Annotated in this window: 13 protein-coding genes and 1 pseudogene; 3 read left to right on the top strand and 11 right to left on the bottom strand. The window is 61.8% G+C overall.

Annotated elements, in window-relative coordinates:
• Positions 1-5: 5 nt before the first annotated feature.
• Together tssL and tagH are read right to left on the bottom strand one after the other, a co-directional pair.
• The gene (gene tssL / locus CIT31_RS18455; protein ID WP_095519772.1) at positions 6-1,526 is read right to left on the bottom strand and encodes a type VI secretion system protein TssL, long form; all 1,521 of its coding nucleotides are present in this window, start codon (positions 1,524-1,526) and stop codon (positions 6-8) included.
• Between the two features lie 410 nt (positions 1,527-1,936).
• Positions 1,937-2,995 (bottom strand): type VI secretion system-associated FHA domain protein TagH, encoded by a 1,059-nt coding sequence (gene tagH / locus CIT31_RS18450; RefSeq protein ID WP_095519771.1) that lies wholly within the window; start codon positions 2,993-2,995, stop codon positions 1,937-1,939.
• Positions 2,996-3,193: 198 nt separating this feature from the next.
• Here tagH and CIT31_RS18445 point away from each other — a divergent pair, with 198 nt between their 5' ends.
• The 3 genes from CIT31_RS18445 to CIT31_RS18435 are packed head-to-tail and all read left to right on the top strand — an operon-like array spanning position 3,194 to position 7,022.
• Positions 3,194-5,521, top strand: coding sequence for a type VI secretion system Vgr family protein (locus tag CIT31_RS18445; protein WP_095519770.1), 2,328 nt, complete (start codon positions 3,194-3,196; stop codon positions 5,519-5,521).
• A gap of 8 nt (positions 5,522-5,529) precedes the next feature.
• Positions 5,530-5,955: a DUF6484 domain-containing protein gene (locus CIT31_RS18440; RefSeq protein WP_095519769.1), complete on the top strand. Its 426-nt coding sequence runs from the start codon at positions 5,530-5,532 to the stop codon at positions 5,953-5,955.
• Positions 5,955-7,022, top strand: a complete 1,068-nt coding sequence (locus CIT31_RS18435) for a HEAT repeat domain-containing protein (RefSeq protein WP_095519768.1) — start codon at positions 5,955-5,957, stop codon at positions 7,020-7,022. The genes CIT31_RS18440 and CIT31_RS18435 overlap by 1 nt, the downstream gene beginning before the upstream one ends.
• 31 nt (positions 7,023-7,053) lie before the next feature.
• On the opposite strand, the gene CIT31_RS18430 is transcribed toward CIT31_RS18435, so the two are convergent.
• From CIT31_RS18430 to tssJ, 9 genes and pseudogenes are all read right to left on the bottom strand, one after another.
• On the bottom strand, positions 7,054-7,929 hold the full coding sequence (locus CIT31_RS18430) for a hypothetical protein (protein WP_133116182.1): 876 nt from the start codon (positions 7,927-7,929) through the stop codon (positions 7,054-7,056).
• Positions 7,930-8,616: 687 nt separating this feature from the next.
• Positions 8,617-8,952 (bottom strand): annotated as a pseudogene (locus CIT31_RS36080) (PAAR-like domain-containing protein); the annotation flags it as partial.
• Between the two features lie 62 nt (positions 8,953-9,014).
• Entirely contained in the window at positions 9,015-9,878 is an 864-nt protein-coding gene (locus CIT31_RS18420) for a 3-oxoacyl-ACP synthase (RefSeq protein WP_133116181.1), read from the bottom strand.
• A 140-nt stretch (positions 9,879-10,018) separates the two neighbouring features.
• Positions 10,019-11,107, bottom strand: a complete 1,089-nt coding sequence (locus CIT31_RS18415; RefSeq protein WP_095519764.1) for a DUF2169 family type VI secretion system accessory protein — start codon at positions 11,105-11,107, stop codon at positions 10,019-10,021.
• Positions 11,107-11,664, bottom strand: coding sequence for a type VI secretion system-associated protein TagF (tagF, locus tag CIT31_RS18410; protein ID WP_245316365.1), 558 nt, complete (start codon positions 11,662-11,664; stop codon positions 11,107-11,109). The genes CIT31_RS18415 and tagF overlap by 1 nt, the downstream gene beginning before the upstream one ends.
• The gene (tssM, locus tag CIT31_RS18405) at positions 11,646-15,182 is read right to left on the bottom strand and encodes a type VI secretion system membrane subunit TssM (RefSeq protein WP_095519763.1); all 3,537 of its coding nucleotides are present in this window, start codon (positions 15,180-15,182) and stop codon (positions 11,646-11,648) included. The genes tagF and tssM overlap by 19 nt, the downstream gene beginning before the upstream one ends.
• A 1-nt stretch (position 15,183) precedes the next feature.
• The gene (icmH, locus tag CIT31_RS18400; RefSeq protein WP_095519939.1) at positions 15,184-16,506 is read right to left on the bottom strand and encodes a type IVB secretion system protein IcmH/DotU; all 1,323 of its coding nucleotides are present in this window, start codon (positions 16,504-16,506) and stop codon (positions 15,184-15,186) included.
• A 4-nt stretch (positions 16,507-16,510) separates the two neighbouring features.
• Positions 16,511-17,845: a type VI secretion system baseplate subunit TssK gene (tssK, locus tag CIT31_RS18395; RefSeq protein ID WP_095519938.1), complete on the bottom strand. Its 1,335-nt coding sequence runs from the start codon at positions 17,843-17,845 to the stop codon at positions 16,511-16,513.
• 39 nt (positions 17,846-17,884) lie between these two features.
• Positions 17,885-18,337, bottom strand: a complete 453-nt coding sequence (gene tssJ, locus CIT31_RS18390; RefSeq protein WP_065006842.1) for a type VI secretion system lipoprotein TssJ — start codon at positions 18,335-18,337, stop codon at positions 17,885-17,887.
• Between the last annotated feature and the right edge of the window lie 2 nt (positions 18,338-18,339).

Raw genomic sequence — 18,339 nt, 5'->3', positions numbered from 1 at the left:
CGTGCTCACAGCGTTTCTTCCTTGGGGATCATCAGGTCGACACGGCGATTCTGGGCGCGGCCTTCCGGCGTCGCATTGTCGGCGATCGGTTCGTCTTCGCCCTTGCCGTCGACCGTGATCCGGGAAGGCTTGCTGAACCGCGGCGCCATCATCGCTTCGACAGCCTTCGCCCGGGCGATGGAAAGGTCGAAGTTGGATTTGAACGCGCTCGATTTTCGCGGCTTCACATTGTCCGTATGGCCGACGATCATGATCGGTCCGGGCTCCGGTTCCAGCGCGGCGGCGATGTCTGCGGCGATCGGTCCAAACTCCGGCTTTATCTCGGCCCCGCCGGACTGGAACAACAGGATATTGTTGATCTCCACGACGATGAACTTGCCCTGCGTGCCGACGGTCAGTCCGCCGCGCGCGATATTCTCGGCCAGTGCCGCATGGATGCGATCGATCTGAGAACGGGTAGGGGCGACAGGCGCAGCGACTTTCACCGGCGCAGCCGACGGCACCATGGTCGCGCGTTCGATGGCGATCGGCGTCGATGGATCGAGCTTCAGCAAGCCACTGGCAAGGGCGTCGCCCTCTTGGGTGATGAAGACCCGCAATGCGAAGAATACCGCCGTCAACAGCGCCGACGCTGTGGCCGCAACCACCCAGAGCGGCAACCGGACCGACGGCTGTGCGCTTGACACCGCCAGGCTTTGCCAGTGGGGCGAGATGTCGTCGCCGGCACGCGCCCTGAAGTAGCGAAGCGTCTCGTAGACGTCGCGTCGAACGCGTTCGAGATTGTTGTCCTCGCGCGCAAGGCCTCGATACTGGCCTTCGAACCCCAGCGACAGGCAGGCATGCATCAGTTCAAGCAAATCGTAGTGTGCCTCCGGCGCGGCCAGTATCTTGTTCAGCGCTTCGTAGAAGCCCGAGCCGGTGGGCACGACGTGAAAGAACTGTGACAGCATGCTGTGCTGCGCCCAGGCGTCTTTCTTGGGCCAAGGCAGGTTGCCGATGAGGTCGTCAGCGGTTTCGCAGAGAGTAAATTTTGCGATCCGTGCATCTTCTTCGGGAACACCGGCTTTCTCCATTGTCCGGTCGAATTTTTCGATTGCCTCGGCAACATGTTCCGCCAGTTGTTCCGCTTGTCTTTCGACAGGCATAAGCCTGAGCTGGCTAAACAGCAGCAGCAAAGGAGCGGCCGCAGCGAGGATCTGATTTGCTGCGGAATATTTGACGCTGTCCGTGGCATTCAGCAGGATTTGTTGCTGAATGGCTGGGCTCGCCGTTGTCGCAGAGGGGCCGGTTCCCGCCGCTGCGCTGGGATCTGCGCCTTGATAAATCACGGTTCCGGATGTCCAGCCCGGCGGTGCATGCCGACCGACACCCGGATCGAAAACCGTTGAATCCTTAACCCGCGAGGGACCGGGGTGCCCGTTGTCGGGAACAGGTGTGTAAGGAGCTGGCGCTGATTTTTCAGCGCGACGCGGTGCGCGAATGACGGTCTTGCCCGCTGGGCCGAACGGATCGTCCTTCGAGCTCATCGCCAAACGTCCGTCCACGTGCGGTTGCCACGTGTGCGCCACAGCGGCGCAAAACGGTCCCTGGTCAGGCGCAGGAAATGCAGGCGCTGCTGGCGAGGGCAGTGTCTGGAGGAAGGTCGGCTATATCTTTCTATCCCGCCGTAACTTGACATGTGCCGCAGACCCCCAGGTCAATCAGCTTTACCCGCTGGCGAACTGTCGTAAGTGATCGTAAGCTTAGAAACGGTCGATTGGAACCAGATGCAGCGCTGCGAAAGGATTTTTCTTCGCCAACTACAGCGCCGCATCTTTGGGCTCGCAAAGGACGCTCTAACACTTTCCACCTGGTGCGTGAGCCGTTCCGCAGCCGAAGGTCGGCGCAGCAAACCGATCCGATTTCCGGGGCATGTGCCAGGTTCAGTCTTCCCGGCCTATTTTTGCTTGTCGGCTTTGGCATAGGCTTCGCTGAAATAAGCCAGGAATATGTCCAGCATTCCGTTTTCGTGTGCTTCCTCCATGGTCCGCCATTTGGCGACAAAGGCGTCCCAAGCCAGGCTCTTCTTCGATGTGAATGACGTGGGGGGGAGTTTTTTGCCGATCGCCTCGGGCGACAGATCGTCAAGCAGCCGCGAGAGCGCAGCTTGCATGGCTGCATAGGTGGCAAATTCGTGCGTCTTGAGATCGCGGAACGCGTCTTCGACACTGTGCCTGGCATCAAGGTAGCCGGCTCTACGCCGTGCGAACATGATTTCGAGGATGTCGTCGGTTCCCGGGACGAACTTCAAGGGATTGTTATCGGCAGCGCTGATCATCGTCCGGTGTGTGCTCTTGGCAAGTATTTTCGCAGCCGCACGTGCCTTCAGCAGCAAGGCCAATTCCTCGACAACCGTTCGAAGCACGGCGCCGATTTCGGCAGCCACTTCATGCGGATCACGCGATTGAAGCAATTCCGGCGAAATGCCGGCTCCGATCGCGATTTCCCGCAGCACCTCGTCTCTCGTCGACGGGAGAGGCGCGGGCAGCGAAGACGTCGACACCGGTGCTCGCTGCCCGAGCCGTTGCTCCGCGGGATCGAAGAAAGGCTGGTCTCCGAAGTCCCGCGGCCGGCCTGTGGTGATCGGCATTTGTCGCTGCGTCGAACCGTGGCTGCTTCGAGGCTGACCTGTCGTGGCGCGCTCGTCATCAATCGAAACCAGGACGACATAACGGCCGATCAGCAACCGGTCGCCTTGACCGAGCCGGTGAGGGCCGGCCATGCGCTGGGTCGATCCGTTGATGAATGTGCCGTTGCGTGAGATGTCGTGCAGCCAGAACGCGCCTGCCTCGTAACGCACTTCGCAATGTCTGGCGGAGATGAACTTGTCGGGGTCGGGCAAGGTCCAGTCACAGCCCTCGCGGCCGATTTCGAAGCTGCGATCACGAGCGGAGTAGCCGGTCGACATACCGGCGGGCAGGGAGACGACATTATTGATCTGCAGCCTGATGAACATTCAAAAATCGCCGTCGATCCTGTCGGGAAAACTCACCCACGACACCACATTATACAATTTCTGAGCGCGGCGGCACAGAAGCGTCCAAGTAGATGAATCCACGGGCAGCCAGGCCGCAGCCGCCAAGCGTCCCCTTTGGTCGCTGCGAGACATGTGCTAGGCTGAAGCAGAAACGAGCGGCGGGAGGGGGCACGACCCATGCCGAACGAACGTGCCACGGTTGTGCAGACGCCGGTTGGCGCTGACCTGTTGACCTTCACGCATCTTATCGGGCGCGATGAGATCAGTCGTTGCTTGGCCTATACGGTCGGGTTCGTGAGCAACAGCCCCGATATCGATCCGCTGAAGATGCTGGGCGGTGCTGTTTCGGTGGAAGGTGAATCCGATCCGAAACGCTGGTTCAGCGGCCTTGTCTCCGAGTTTCGGCTGACCCGGATCGAGGACCGTCTGGCGTACTACGAAGCCGTCATCAGGCCATGGCTCTGGTTCCTCGGCAATACCACCGACTGCCGCATTTTCCAGAACATGAGCGTCATCGAAATCGTTGAGGAGGTTTTCTCGAAATACAGCACGGCGAAATTCGAGAAGCGCCTGCAAGGGTCTTATCCGGCGCGCGAATACTGCGTCCAGTATGACGAGACCGATCTCGATTTCGTGCAGCGGCTGCTCGAGCACGAAGGCATCCTGTACTTTTTCGAGCATGACGAGGGCAAGCACACGCTTGTCCTCGCCGATGCCATGAGCAAGCTGAAGCCGGCGCCGGGCTATGAGAAGGTGCCTTATCACTTTGAAGGGCAGGGCTCCCGGCGCGATGTCGAATACATAACGGAATGGATTCCGGGTAGTGCGGTGCGGCCGGGCGCCTACGTCCATACCGACTATGATTTCACGAAGCCGGGCGCTGACCTCATGGCCAAATCCGCCCAGCCGTTCAGTCACAAGCTGGCCGCGGGCGAGAATTACCGCCAGCCCGGCGCGCATCTCGATGTCGGTCGCGGCGACAGCCTGGCCGCGATACGGCGCGAGGAAATCCAGGCCGTGCACCAGCGCATCGCTGCCGTCGGCACCGTGCGCGGCCTGTATTCGGGCTGCACGTTCAAGCTGGACGGCTTCCCAAGAGAAGACCAGAACCAGGAGTATCTGGTGGTCAGCGCCGAATACAGGCTGTTCGATCCGGGCTACAGAGCCCTTGCCGACGTCGAAAGCGAGAACTTCAAGGCGATCCTCGGCGTGGCGCCGACTGCCTTGCCCTATCGTCCGCCGCGGGTCACGACACGGCCGATCATGCGCGGCCCGCAGACGGCAACGGTGGTCGGCCCATCCGGTGAAGAAATATTCACCGACAAATACGCACGGGTGAAGGTCCAGTTTCACTGGGACCGCCTCGGCAAGAAGGACCAGAACAGCTCCTGCTTCGTGCGCGTCTCGCAGACCTGGGCCGGCAGCGGCTGGGGGTTCATCCAGATACCGCGCATCGGCCAGGAGGTGATCGTCGACTTCATTGAAGGCGACCCGGATCTGCCGATCATCACTGGCCGCGTCTACAACGCCTCGCAGATGCCGCCCTATGGACTGCCGGGCAGCGCCACGCAATCCGGCTGGAAGTCGGATTCCTCCAAAGGCGGCGGCGGTTACAACGAGTTGATGTTCGAGGACAAGGCCGGTTCCGAACTGGTCAATTTCCAGGCGCAGAAGGACCATAACCTTCTGATCAAGAACGACCGCACCAAGCTGGTCCAGCATGACCAGTCCGACCGAATCGACCATGACGCCAAGCACTCCGTCGGCCACAACCTCGACGAGGACGTCGGCAACAACAAGACGGTAAAGGTGGGCGTCGACCAGACAACCGATATTGGTTCGAATGATACCGAAACGGTGGGGATCAATCGCTCGCTGACGGTGATGGCGAACGAGACGATTCACGTCGTGTCGAATTCGACGGAGAACATCGACGCCAACCATTCGCAGACCGTCGGAATTGTGCAGACGGTCACGGTCGGGGCGGCGCGCGTCGATACTGTCGGAGCGGCGGAACAGCGCACCGTCGGCGGTCTCCAGAGCAACACGATCGGCGCGACGCGCTCGGTCACCGTCGGTATAAGCCAGAGCCACAGCATCGGGGCAAGCGATACCTGGACCATAGGCGCGGGACAGAACATCAGCATCGGTGCCGGACAGTCGGTTGCGATCGCCGCATCCCAGACGACGGACGTAGGCGCCTCACGCGGTGCCAACATCAAGTCGAACGACAGCACCGACGTCGGCGGCGGTTACATCCTGAAGGTAGGAAAGGGCAGCCTTACCGACGTGAAGGAGAATACCGGCATCAAGGTCGGTAAGAGCCTGTCAGTGGAAGCAGCCGACGACATTACCCTCAAGTGCGGCAGCTCCAAGATCGTGATGAAGAAGGACGGTACCATCATCATCGACGGCAAGGACATCACGGTGAAGGGTTCAGGGAAAATCAACGTCAAGGCGTCGAGCGATGTCATCATCAAAGGCTCGAAGATCAACGAGAATTGAGGAACGTGATGGGCAGAGTCAAGAGCACGATCGATGGCGTTGTGATCGGAGTTTTCATGGGGTTCGGCGAAGAAGGCGTACCCCTCGTGGTCTTTGCCGGCAATCCCGAGGAAACGGCGCAGCCTGCGCGCAGCCTCAGCGAATTGTCTTCCGATATGGTCGGCAAGGAGGTGGCGTTGCTTTTCCAGGAGGGCGATCCGCGCAAGCCGCTGATCGTCGGTCGCATCGTCGAGCCGGCGCGCAGGCCCGGCGTCGAGGTTATCCGCGACGGCAAGCGTGTACGCATCCGCGCCAATGACCGGCTCGAACTGCGTTGCGGCAAGGCATCCATCGTGTTGGATAGTGATGGCCAGATCGTCATCCGCGGTACATACTTGGTCAGCCACTCCAGCGGGCCGAATTATATCCGTGGCGGCTCGATCAATTTGAACTGATGTCGCCCGTCGAAAGCTTCCGTCGCCCGCGCATCGCTAGCCTTGTGGTCAGGCAGCACGCGGAACTGGTAGCCTTTCTTTGGGTGCAGCGCGAGAGCCTTCTTGCGCAAGAGCCGCCCGCGGCGGTGGCGGCTAAGGATATCGACGACCGTATCGAAGCAAACTTGGACGGACTGCGCATCGCAGGCCAGGCCGCGTGGCCGAGCCTGCTCCAGCAACTGCAAGACTATCCTGACAGTGGGGAACTGTTTGCCTTTGCCTGGACCGCGATCGAGTTCAACGATCCAGTCAGGCTTTCAGAAGCGGTGGGGCATGCCCGTGAGCTGACACCGAGCCCGGACGGGTTCATCGGCGCGCTGCGGTGGCATGCGGCCGACCGAATCGGACCGCATGTGAGGGACTGGATCACCGATGCCGACGCTTTCAAACGCTTTCTCGGCGTTTCGGCATGTCTGGTGCATTCGGTCAATCCAAAGAACCTGCTGCCGCGGCTAGCCCGCGATCCCGATCCCCGCGTTCGTGCGGCGGGCTTACGGCTGGTGGGCGTTCTCAAACGAACCGATCTTGCCGGCGAGGCGAACGCTGCGCTCAACGATTCCGACGAAGATGCGCGATTCTGGTCGGCATGGTCGCTGGTTGAACTGGGTCATGCCCGGTTGGCGCAAAACGCATTGAGAGCAGCGGTTGAAACGCCGGGGAAGGACAGGCTGATAGCGCTCCGCGCCGCGATCAAGGGCGGGCCTGAAACGGAAGTTCGGGCATGGCTCGGCGGATTAATGCAATCGCCCCAGACCGCCTCAATCGCGGTTCGCAGCATCGGCATGTTGGGCGATCGCGGCCGGCTTGCCTGGCTTGTTGAGAGGATGCGCGAGCCGCCGGTATCGATCGCAGCGGGCGCATCATTTGCGGAATTGTTTCCAGAAGCTCCCTGGGATGAGCTGTCTTCCGCCGACATGGAAGAGGTTGGCCCGGACTTCATCGACTACTTCAGGGACAGCATCGTGCGGGTGCCGCTTGCCGACAAAGTTGCTGAATGGGGCATGGTGGCTGGCGCCCTACGCGACTGAAAGGATAACACGGCTCTCGTTTTCAGTCGGGTCAGTCGCCGATGGGATGGCCGAAGAAATACCTCTGCCGAGGTACGAACTTTCTAACGTCGTCGCTCTCGAGGAATGTCTCCAGTATTGCCGTCGCCTGAAGCGAATTGAGTTTGACCGGGCTGTCAAAGAAGGCGGCACAGTTCACGCCGGTGGCGGCCTCAAAGATGAGACGGTGCCGGTGGACGCGGCCTATTTCCGGCGCTGCGCCGCCCACCCGTTCAAGCAGCTGCCTTGCGAGCTTGGCCACGTCGAAAACCTTGCCACCGAGGATGGGGGTATTGGGACCCGGAAGCTGGCCCAGCATCAGCGACAACGCGTCCCCTACCTTGCGAAAATACTCCTCCCGATTGATGACGTGAACGGTATCTTCATCCTCGGATTCGATGGACTCGTCGGCGCCCCTGCTTATGGGTCCGTTGGTGTCCTCGAGCAGATACGACAGCTCTCTCTCGATCTGATAGCGGGTCTCTTCGTCCGATGCGTCATTGTGTAGGGTCAGCAGCATCCGGATCGCGTCAGGGTCTAGCGTCAGGCCCAACGCCGTTGCCATGAAGTACTCCGATCCGGAGCCGTCCTTCTCGAACGGCTTGAAGACGTCCTTCACAAAGCCAAGGGTGCTGGCCAAGCCAGCCAAATTGGTGACCGCTCGCCAGACGAGATAGGCATCGCTGCCCTTCATGATTGCGGGAATGCGGCGCAACGCGGAAGAGTCACCCAACTCGCAGGCCAGGAAGAGGCCTGCTATCTGTTCCCAGATTTCATCGCTTCCAAGCAACCGGGATGGATTATAAGAACGCAAATCGACTCCAGGAACATGGAATCCTATCGAAAGAATCTTGAGAGTGGATTCTGGAACTGGAATGTATTTCGACATTGTAAAGCCTTATGGAATGCAATCGTTAACGTTCTCAAGAATAGTCTGTGCGTCCTCAATCTCCTGGCATTCACCCGTATCCATCACATCCTGTGGACATACGTTTGATGGCTCGTTGCATCCGCCGGCCATGTGAGGTGTTAAGTGATTCAAGGAATGGTAGGACTTCTTCCCGGCGACAGCATTCGGCCCTCTTCTAATGGGTGAGCCTTTCCCCGTTTCCCAGGCAAGAATGCAGCCATCCTTCACTCCGGTCGCTTCAAAGGCGGCCTTGGCATTCTGCGCCGGTGTATCGGCCGCCGAGGTTGTCGCACCTTTTGGGATGTCGAAGTACATCGCACAACCCTGATTGTCATTATTGTGGACATTGGGACAAGCCGGTTTGCCGGCTTTCCGCAGTCGGCGATGCTTTGCTTTAAGTTGCAACATCCTCTTTAGCGAGGCTTCGTAAAGAGCCTTATTCGCAATCTGCTTGGCGTTCCCAGTTCTCATTTTCTTGATCTTGTTTGTCCAGAACGTCTTTTCCTTAACCACGGGATAGGCCTTGCCGGTGGAAGGATCCTTCTGCCATTCGTGCAGCGGGCCACCGCAGCACGGGCAGTTCCCGGCCTTCGCGGCCGCCTTGGCAGCCTTTGCGTTCAGCGACTCGAGCGGCGGCGCCGGCGGCGTCGCGCCAACATAGGACGCATGGTTGCTCGTCGTGATGTCAAAATGCCGGCAGACGTTCTTGCCTTCGAACTTCACCGACATGCACCAGGCCTGAAAGTAGGTTTTGCCGGTGATCTGGTGGGTCACGACCGACGATCCGAACGTGCGGGTTGCGGCCTCGTTTCCGAGCATCGGCTCCTTGTAGTAGGATTTCTGCGCCAGCGCGGCGGGCTTGCCGCCGATCAGCACGGTCTCGGAGCCTTCCTTGAGATTGTTGGAGAACGACGTGTCCGGGTAGGGAATTGGGATGGGCCCGGCCGGTGGGGATGGCGGCGACAGGCAGACATCCGGAAACCGCGCGATCGACTTGTTCATGCCGTTCTTTCCGGCAATCTCCCATTTTTCCGCGAAGACGTTCTTGGTCATCTCTCTCGACCCTATGCGGAAACGATCGCCGCTGCGCGGTTACCAAACGTCGAACTGCCGTAAAGCACCGCGGAAGGCCCGGGTGCATAGCCGCGCCGGAAGGCTTGCTCGGCCCATGCGAACTGGATGGAACCCGCGACCGCTCCGCAGTCGCCGATGCAGCCCGCCGCCAGCCAGACCAGTTGTTGCGGCCTGACTGTGCGCATCACCCGCATTTGCGCCACCACCAATTCCTCGAAAGCGTAAGATTCGCCGGCGACGTCGGACAGGCGGAAGGCAACATCGTGAATCTCCACCCTGGCTTCCGCCAGGGCCGTCCGCAGCGCAGAGGCTAGGCCGTCCGCGCGGAACGGCTGCTCGTTGAGCACTGTCGCGGTCTCGCGCGCCAAGCCGAGGCCATGCACTGTCACATGTGATTCGAGCAGCGGACGAGCGCTGACGACGGAGATGCTCGCCGCCTCGCCAGGAATGAGGCCATCCGTGACGATGCTCGTTTTGAGACGGCCCGCCTTGTCGAGCCAGCCGAGGGTGCGCGAATCGATGAGCGTATCCACGGCCAGGATGATACAGGCGGGAACTTTGCGTTCGGCGAGCAGCTTGCGCGCGTGCCAGATGCCGACGAAGGTGGACACGGCCCCTTCCGTCACATGCACGGAATGCGGTCCGACAAGAGATGCGCCATTGGGCAGCGCCAGCCCGCCCACAATGCCGTTGAGGCGCGCGCCTGGAACCTGCGGTTCACGCGTGCACAAGATGATCGGCATCTCGCCCCAGGGCAGCCGGTCCGCCTGTTTTGGGTCGACCTGATCGGCGGCCAGACGCGTCAGGGCAGCAACGCGATCGCGGCCGCGCATCGTCGCCGGCAGCGCATCCACTGGCGCGCCACGTATTGGCTCGCCGTCGGCGTCGCGATAGGAAAGTTCGGCGAACGCCGCTATGTTTGCCCGCATCGCGGCCGCCGTACTCCCCGCCGAATAGCCGACCGGCGACACGAGGCTAAGGCAGGAAATGACCGTCATTTTAGGCGCCTTATCTCCTTCAGAGCGGCAACTGCGACTCCCAGCCCCGCATAGTGCGGTTTCTCGCCGTCGCGGGGGATGAGGTCGTTGCCGACTTGAATCTCCTCAAGTCTCACGAACTTGCGCGGCAGCTTCGTGCCTACCCGGCCCACCAGCACGATTCTGCTCTCGTGCGGAACGATGATGAGCGTATCAGGCACCATCGTCTTTCGTTCCAAATGGTCGTCGAACACGAAGCGCACCGGCACTGACAGTCTCGGCAGTTTTACCCCGAACCGACCTCTCTCGCTCATGCCGATGCAGCCGAAGACCATGCCCTCGCCCAATCTGTCGAACCATTGGTCCTGGGGAGCAGCCTGGAAGTAGCGGTCATCGAAGTCCTGCGGCAAGAAGGGGAGCACGTTGTCCATCCAATGCTTGTCATATGTGCCGGCATATCTCGCCCGCTCCTTGGCGAAGCGTGGCACAGGACCAAAGCCGATCGGCTTGGGCCTGTCGTTCCAGATCGCCATGCGCGATTGCGGATGTTCGACGCAGGGCAGAGGAGTGCCGTCAACATTGCCTTGGCCGGCAAGATAGCCTCTGCCGATCGGGTTAATCGCATCGCCGCGGTGCTTGGCGGGATCGGCATCTGTGCGATCGGTACCGCCAAATGCGAGATGCCATGCCAGCGGCATGGAGGCAAACGGCGTCGGGCGCGAAGCCTGGATGCCTAACCCACCTCTGAACCAGCGCCTTTGGCCGGTGACCACCGCGCGCTTGTCCAGTCCTGGCCCAACCAGGCGCACTTCGATCGCTTCCGCCTGCCTTCCTTGTGGGGCCACCGCCATGGCGTCGAGCAGAACCTCGCATTTCGGCTTGACGGGGGCAAAGTCGGTCTCGACGCGAATGGAGGTGACTTCCGGATCGCCATAGTGGGTGTCGGCATAGACGAAAGGCGACTGCTCCTTGGCGGGCGTGCAGTTGCCTTGTTCATCGACGTTATATGTCGCCCGGATCACGGCAACACAAAACTTCACGCAATGCTTGTCCTGGTAGGGAAAAGCCTCGGCGAGAAACGGCGTGGTGTTCTGGCTGACGAACATCAGACTTGCCCCTCCATCAGCTGGTCTCCCAGTTGGCGGAAGATTTGCTCCAACGTCTCTTCAGGCGATTGCGGATCAATATCGAAAATGTCGGAGTGCACGGTCCACATCACCATATCGCTGATGACCTCTTCGCCCGGCTCGACAGGCGGTACCGGCAGTGCGCTTAAAGCGGTATCCAATTCGTCAGGCGTCAGCTCGCCTTGCTGGGCGGCGACGGCCGCTTCTTCGATCCCGGAAAACCACGCATCGGCGCGAGCCAGCTGAACGGAAGCCTCAGAAAGCTGCGCGATAACGGTCAAAGGGAATTGCCTGCCAACTCTGTCGGCGCTTTGCAGAATAATGCCTGCCGAGGCGCCGAAGGAAGCCGGGCCGGCCAGGAATCGTAGCGCGGTGGTCGGCGGCCAAGATCCCAGACCGATCAGCGGCACGAGGTGCTGCGCCAGCCAGCGGTCCCAGATGCGCACAAAATCCCCCGGCAGCCGCCGCGTGACGAAATCACCGGTGGCAGGCATTTTGCCGTAAAACCCGGGCAGGATCATATCTGCGGCGGACATGAGAACTTCTTGAACATCTGCAAATTATAGGGATTCTCGACGCTTGCGGCCTTGAGCTCGAAATCCGCGTACATGCCTTGCGTCCCCAATCGCAGGCTGTAGACATCGGACAGTGACGTGCCGGTGAGACGGCCGCTGCGCAGCATCCTCAGCCACGCCCAACTGCCTGTTTCGTTCAGCATGATTTCGGGCGAGCCGTCGATCGGCTGGAAGGCGAGCGAGATCACCCCGGTGCCGTCCTTGCCGGGCCAGGTCATCGGTTGAGGCCGCGTTGCGTTGTTGTAGTAGACGAGGTTCTGGCCGTCGAGATTGAGCGTCACGCGCGTGACGTTGGGAGACAGATCCTTGGGTTCGAGCGTGAAGCTCATCACCGGGCCGGTGCCGCCTGGAAACAGATCGTCGCGGATCCGCCTGGCCTGTTCGAATGCCGCCAGAGCCGCCGGGTCCAGGCCGAAGTCGGCGCGCCATTTCCACGGCTGACTGGCGGTGTCGACATAGCTGATCAGGTGGTCGTTGATGAAGGCGTCGATCATCCCGGCCGGCCCGAACAGGCGGGCGAAATCGCGGACATTGACGTCGACCGCACTCTCGGGACTGAACGGATAGCGGTCGTTCAGCGCCGCCTGGCAGAACGGCAGGATGTCGGCGCGCCAGATGGCGTTGAGCTCCGAGGTGACCGCTTTCTGCGTCAGGCCGCTGGTGTCCCCGGCGATGCCGCCGAGCCAGTCGTCGATTGGATCGGGCAGGATCTGCGCCTGCCTGGCCACTGCTCCCGTCAGCTCGGCGAGGCCGCCCTGTTTCTTGATGGCGTCCTGAGGGTCGGGATTGGCCGTCACCGTCTGCAGCACGTTCGAAAGCGCCGTCAGCGCCACCACCGCCGCGTCGAGTGCCGGCGGCTGGCCGTCAACTTCGGCGATCGCACCCTTGAGCGGCTTGAAGTGTTCGGCCACTAGACTGCCGGTGAGATCCACCTCGTTGGCGGATCCTGCGCGTGGCAGCAGTTTTGCCCCTGTTTTGGCCAGCTTGCCGAGCTTGCCAAGTTTGCTGAGCAGTTTCGAGCCGCCCTTGGCCGCTGCCTTGTTATCGGCGGGTGCTTCATCGGACCGGGTAAGCTCGGTCTCCTGAACGACCGCGGTAAGCAGGCGCTTCAGAGCGGAATCAGCGCTCGAAAGATCCTTGAGGTTCTCGCTGGCGACATTCAGGTCGGCCAATGGCGCGAGCCTAATATCGCGCAGGAAGCTGTCCCATTGTGCGATGTAGTCTTCGTAGTAGAGCTTCAGAATATCCTCCGACAGCGCCGATACAGATGTTTCGGCATTCTCTGAGCAGCCTCCGGCGAAGACCGCCCGGTCCAGCGCCGCCTGCGCGGCGACGTCCTCGACCCGGTCGAGAATGGCATCGTGGAAGCCGGAATAGGTGAACGCGCCCGAAATGCCGACGCGCAGCGTCTTGTCGGAACGCCGTGCAAAAACCTTGGCGCCGTTGGGACCGGCGAAATTCGCGGGGATCCATTCCTTAAGTCCGGCCACCGCAGGGTCGGCCAGCAACTGCCTGTAGGCACGTGCCGGCAACGAGATCGTGCAGACGGTTTTCAGCGCCTCGGCAACCAGCGCCTGATCCGGGGCGGTGTAGCTGTCGTCGACCGCCATGCGGCGGATCGCGGCAAGCTGGTGCTCCTCCGCGTCGGCGGTCGGAAAGGGCGCCGCCGGCGCGAATTCCGGCAAGTCGTTGACCCACCAGTTCTGGACGAAATCGGCGTCCATCTGCGACAGGCCCGTCATCATGCGATAGGTCTTCAGCGCCCCCAGCATGAAATCCGGATCGCGGATCTGCCGCCACATGGTCGCCTCGAGCAGAGCGACCATATGCGGCTCGAGAACGTTGCGCAGAGCGTGGTCGTAAGTATCGGCCTGCGCCCGCAGCAGCTCCGCCGATGCCGATGGCCCCAGCAGATCCTGCGCACTGCTCGGCGGTGCCGTACGGGCATTTACGACCTCGGCCATGGCATTGAGAGCGCTGTCGATGGCGGGCTGCTCCACTGATGCCGGGGCCGCGGCTGCGGCGGTCAGTGGCGCCTGCAGCGCTTCGAACTGGCTCGCCTGTGCTGTGATGGCATTCCGGTTGTCAAAGTAGGACCAGGTGAACATCGCACCAGCCAACAGGGCGGCGGCGGCACAGGCTGCCGCGGCGCCACGCCAGATCCAGGCGCGGCGGCGCTGCGCGAGCGGATCGAACGTCCCCAGGCCGGCTTCCCTGAAGATGACCTCGGTCAGCAGATTCTTCAGGAAAAAGCTGCGTTTTTCCACGCGCGGCGCTGGCATGGCCCGTCGGGGCGGAAGACCGAAGGATGATGACAGCGCCGCAGTCAGTCGGTCAATGGGCGCCCCTTCCTGGGTCGCTGACGTCAGATAGAGGCCGCGCAGCCAGGCGGCTTCTTCGTACCGGCTTTCGCCAAACATCGCCTCGATCAGCACCTGGATCGGCTCGGACAGGCTCGTGAGCTGGGCGGGAAATCTGAAAATCTCGGCGCGGGCGGCGAGTTTGTCCTCGTCCTCCAAGCGTGGCACCAGCCGCCGCTCGAGTTCCGTCGCAAGGGTGGCGATTTCCCGCTCTATGGTCTTTGCGTCGACACGCGCATCGAGCGCGAAGGTCGTCCCCCACACCTGCTCGCGCGAGGCCGTCGACAGGCCGCCGAAGAAAGCCTCGAAACCCTTGATCAGATCGGCCTTCGTCAGCATCAGATAGACCGGAAGACGGATTTCGAGCCGGTCGTTGAGCTCTGCCAGGCGCCGACGGATCTTGCGGCCGTGAGCCTTGATGGCTTCGTCGCCCTCCGAAAGCGCGTCGATCGACAGCGCGACGATAACGCCGTTCAGCGCCCGGCGGCCGCGGTGCTTTTTCAGCAGGTCGAGGAAGCCCAGCCATTCCGCCGCATCGACGTCGGGCTGACTCTCCTGCTGCACATAGCGGCCCGCCGTGTCGATCAGAACCGCGTTCTCCGAGAAAAACCAGTCGCAGTTGCGCGTGCCGCCGACCCCCTGCAGGTCGTCGGTGAGATCGATCGGAAAGTTCAGGCCGGACTGGCGCAACGCCGTGGTCTTGCCGGTGGCCGGCGGCCCAACGATCACGTACCAGGGCATCTCGCGCAGGAACTTGCGTCCGCCCAGCTTGCGGCGCTTCAGTTCGGCCATCACCTCGGCGAACTTGGCGCCGACGGCTGCGACGTTCTCTTCGCCTGGGCTCAGCGGTTTTTCCACCGCTGGCGCTGCGATTTCGGCGACGAACATGCGGTTGGCTCGGATCGCCCGGCGCTGCGCGACGATCAGCCAGATCAGCCAGAAGATGACCAGCAGTGCAATGATGACGATGCGCACGTTTTCCGAGGCGAAGGGTTCGTAAGCACCGACCCTGACGATCGGGCCGAACACCCAGATAACAAGAGAAAGCAGCGTGATGCCGATCAGCGTCCACAGCCAGCGCGATGTCAGAACCGCCCATAGGAAGCGCAGGATGAACATCTCACAGCCTCTTTTCGACCAGCACCTCGACGCGGCGGTTCAAGGCCCGTCCCGCGCGCGTGCTGTCGTCGGCCACTGGATCGGTAGCTGCACGTCCTTCGAAGCGAATGCGGTCCTGCGGCACACCGTTCTGGACCAGCATGTCGGCAATCGTCGCTGCGCGCGCTTCTGACAGCCGCTGGTTGGTGGAAAGCGGATTGGACCGTTGCAAAGGAACACTGTCGGTATGGCCGACCACGGTGATATTTCCGATCAGTTCCTGATTGGCGAGGATCACTTTGGCGATTGAACCGATCAGCGGTTCGAAGCCTTCCGTCAGTGTTGGCCGCGACGACTGGAACAGTTCGGGGTTGGAGGCCTGAATGATCAGCCTGGCCAGCGAAACGCTCTCGGTGCCGCTTAGCGCGGCTCTGAGATTCGCCGGCGCTCCGGCCTGAAACTCCGGCACCAGCGCGAAATCCACCGCCTCTGGCGGCGGCGCGTCGACCGGTGGCGATGTGCGGCTGATTTCGCCGCGCGTGGGTGGCGGCAAAGCACGAACGAGCGTGGAAAGCTCGACCGCCTGACTGCTCAGTCCCATCGACAGCCCGAGATAGATTGCAGTGGCGATAACCGCCGCACCGAGCCCCATCACCCATATCGGAACGATGAAGCGCTGCGGCTCGTCGGATGCGATCACGCCTTTACAGTTTGGCGACAGCGGCGCGCCGTCGGCATCCGCATCGCGCAAAAAGCGCGCCGCAGCAACGCGAACGGCATTGAGCGAGCGGTCGCCCGACCGGCCTGGCACACGATACTTGCCGCGGAAGCCGAGCGCGAGGCAATGATATTGCAGTTCGAGCAGCTCGCGATCCCGGTTCGGATGGCGCTCCAGTTCATCGAGACGCGTGAAGAACTGCGTGCCGGCATCGACATCGCCGCGCAGCATCACCACAAGCGGCTGGCGCGGCCATGAGCTGGCACCACCCCATGGCGTGTTCAAGGCCAGATCGTCAAGCAACGCCGCCACCACCCAGGCTGCCTGGTCGGCGCGCTCCAGAGAGGACCCTGCCGCCATTGCCGCGTCGCGTGCCCGAACCAGCTCATCGAGCAACCGGGTGCGCAACGCTTCCGGGTTTTCCGGCGGCAGCGCGCTTTCAAGCTCGGGCGCGAACTCGAGCAGGGGCGCGAATGCGTTGACAAGCGTGTTCGGATGCGTACGCGACCGTTTGATTGGCACACCCGACAGGAGTGGCGTCATCGGACGCGGCATCGGCGCGCCGGTCAGTCGTATGCGAGTGCGTTCGCGATCCTCCGACAGTCCGAAAGGATCATCCCGGCTCATCATCTCACCTGTTTACCGAATAGCAGTCCACCTGCGGCTCGCTCGGCAGTACACCGGACACGCCAATGACAAAGCCGGGGGCATCGAGCAGCGAGGCCCAGTGCTCGCTTTTCTGATCCAGCTCAAGGCACAACCGATCGCCATCGTAGGGGATTTCGCGGGGCTGGGAATGAAGCGGTTTCAGTGGAATACCGGGTAGGCGGGATTTCCACAGGCCCTCGAACTGATCGGCAGAACCGACAGTCGCCTGGTTGACGAAAATCTTGCGCAAGGCGTCTTCCGACAGCTCGGAACCGACCCGGATGACGATCCGGCTGGCCACCAGCAGCTTCGGGTTGTCAATGCGGATTTTCCAGACGTTGGTCGAATGCCGCATGACAGGTAGCGCGCGTGATTTAGGCTCGATGTAACGCAGGCTCAGGATGAGTGAGCGCAAGGCGTCCGCCAGCGCCGAATAGGCGGGGCCGGGCGCCATGTGATCGTAGGCGGGCAACTCGCTCAGCCGCCGCGCGCTCGAGCCATAGGTCGCCATTGAACCAGCAAGACCGGCAAGCTCCAGGTAAAGCTCGGCCGGATGGAAAACATCCTGCGCCAGCATGTGGGCCAGTCGCGGACGCGCCGCATTGGCGAGATTGAGCGTCAACAGGTCTTCGACGCTGCGCCCTGGCCCGCCCATGACCATTTTGCCATGCGCCTCGGCGATTTGGTCGAGGCCGGTGACGACTTCCAAAAGCAACTGCCGATACCAGGCCACCGCTCCGGTAACCAATGTCGGCGGCAGGAACGTCTCATCCAGGGAGACGCCGCCATCGGCTCGAACCCCTTTGATGTCGGCTATGGGCAGGGCGGTGTAGCCACCAACCGATTTTCCAGGTGCAAGCAGCATCGCCTGCGGACGGGCGATTTCGATTTCTTCAGGATCTGAACCGCCCTGGACGGCGTCGCGGACGGTAACGATGCGCCCTTGATAGCGCGCGCCGGTCGATGCGGCGTGGGCCGGATCGAAGCCGACACCGCCGGCAGGCTCGAGCGGCAGGGCGACCAGCACCGGTCCGGCGCCCGTGTCGGCGGTGACCGGCAGCGGTCGTGGCGCATCCATCATGTCTGGGATGGAGAAGGGGGTCCCATCCGGAAAGATGCCCCGGGCCGACAGGATAGAGACCTGGCCGGCGTCGAGCATTGCCTGGTCCAGCGTCAGCTGCTGAAAGCCGAACGTATGGAGCTGCCCGGCCTGCAACGCGCCGCGCACAGTCGCCTCGAAAAAGCGATCCTGCTGCTGAAAATGCTGGGTCCGGAGAAACAGGCCTTCGGACCACAGCACCCTGTTTGCATCGCTCATGCCGCAACTTTCTGCATCGAGCACCCCTTGCCTTGGCCGCTAGGCGGAAATGCCGCCGCTGCCAAGAGTGACGTTGACGGTTACTTTTGACCCCGGCGACACCGACTTGGTTGTACGCCAGCTCCGGCCGCCAGGCTCGCGGACGAGGGCAACGAAGCCCAGCGCAGCTGCGTCCGGCTCGACCGTGATGGTTTTGGATGCGGTTTTTCCAGGTCCGATGGAGATCTGGTCGGATCCAATGAGATCGCCTCCGAGTGCGGAGCCGGCATCCCCCTGCAACGCGAAATAATCGGCCGAGTTGAATTTACCGGTGCTGCGCAGCCGCATCACGAGAACCGTCACGGGCCGGTCGCCGCCACCTGGTCCCGGGTTCATGCCGGCCGCGCCGGTCAGATTGACAGTAACCGCCGATGGTTTTGGCGGACCACTCTGGCAAGCCGCCAGCAGCCCGGTTGCGCCCAGGGCAACGATAAATTCACGGCGATCGATCATTT

The sequence above is a fragment of the Mesorhizobium wenxiniae genome (assembly GCF_002284535.1).
GTDB classification, from domain to species: domain Bacteria; phylum Pseudomonadota; class Alphaproteobacteria; order Rhizobiales; family Rhizobiaceae; genus Mesorhizobium; species Mesorhizobium wenxiniae.
The sequence above is the reverse complement of the archived record's forward strand: the minus strand, read 5'-3'. Positions and strand labels throughout refer to the sequence as shown.

Bases quoted from the DNA above. Each gene is read 5' to 3' on its own strand.
- tagF (WP_245316365.1), bottom strand. From the start codon at position 11,664: ATGTCCGCCGCAGATATGATCCTGCCCGGGTTTTACGGCAAAATGCCT.
- CIT31_RS18415 (WP_095519764.1), bottom strand. From the start codon at position 11,107: ATGTTCGTCAGCCAGAACACCACGCCGTTTCTCGCCGAGGCTTTTCCC.
- CIT31_RS18440 (WP_095519769.1), top strand. From the start codon at position 5,530: ATGGGCAGAGTCAAGAGCACGATCGATGGCGTTGTGATCGGAGTTTTC.
- tssK (WP_095519938.1), bottom strand. From the start codon at position 17,845: ATGAGCGATGCAAACAGGGTGCTGTGGTCCGAAGGCCTGTTTCTCCGG.
- tssJ (WP_065006842.1), bottom strand. From the start codon at position 18,337: ATGATCGATCGCCGTGAATTTATCGTTGCCCTGGGCGCAACCGGGCTG.
- tagH (WP_095519771.1), bottom strand. From the start codon at position 2,995: ATGTTCATCAGGCTGCAGATCAATAATGTCGTCTCCCTGCCCGCCGGT.
- icmH (WP_095519939.1), bottom strand. From the start codon at position 16,506: ATGAGCCGGGATGATCCTTTCGGACTGTCGGAGGATCGCGAACGCACT.
- CIT31_RS18445 (WP_095519770.1), top strand. From the start codon at position 3,194: ATGCCGAACGAACGTGCCACGGTTGTGCAGACGCCGGTTGGCGCTGAC.
- CIT31_RS18435 (WP_095519768.1), top strand. From the start codon at position 5,955: ATGTCGCCCGTCGAAAGCTTCCGTCGCCCGCGCATCGCTAGCCTTGTG.
- tssL (WP_095519772.1), bottom strand. From the start codon at position 1,526: ATGAGCTCGAAGGACGATCCGTTCGGCCCAGCGGGCAAGACCGTCATT.
- tssM (WP_095519763.1), bottom strand. From the start codon at position 15,182: ATGTTCATCCTGCGCTTCCTATGGGCGGTTCTGACATCGCGCTGGCTG.
- CIT31_RS18430 (WP_133116182.1), bottom strand. From the start codon at position 7,929: ATGTCGAAATACATTCCAGTTCCAGAATCCACTCTCAAGATTCTTTCG.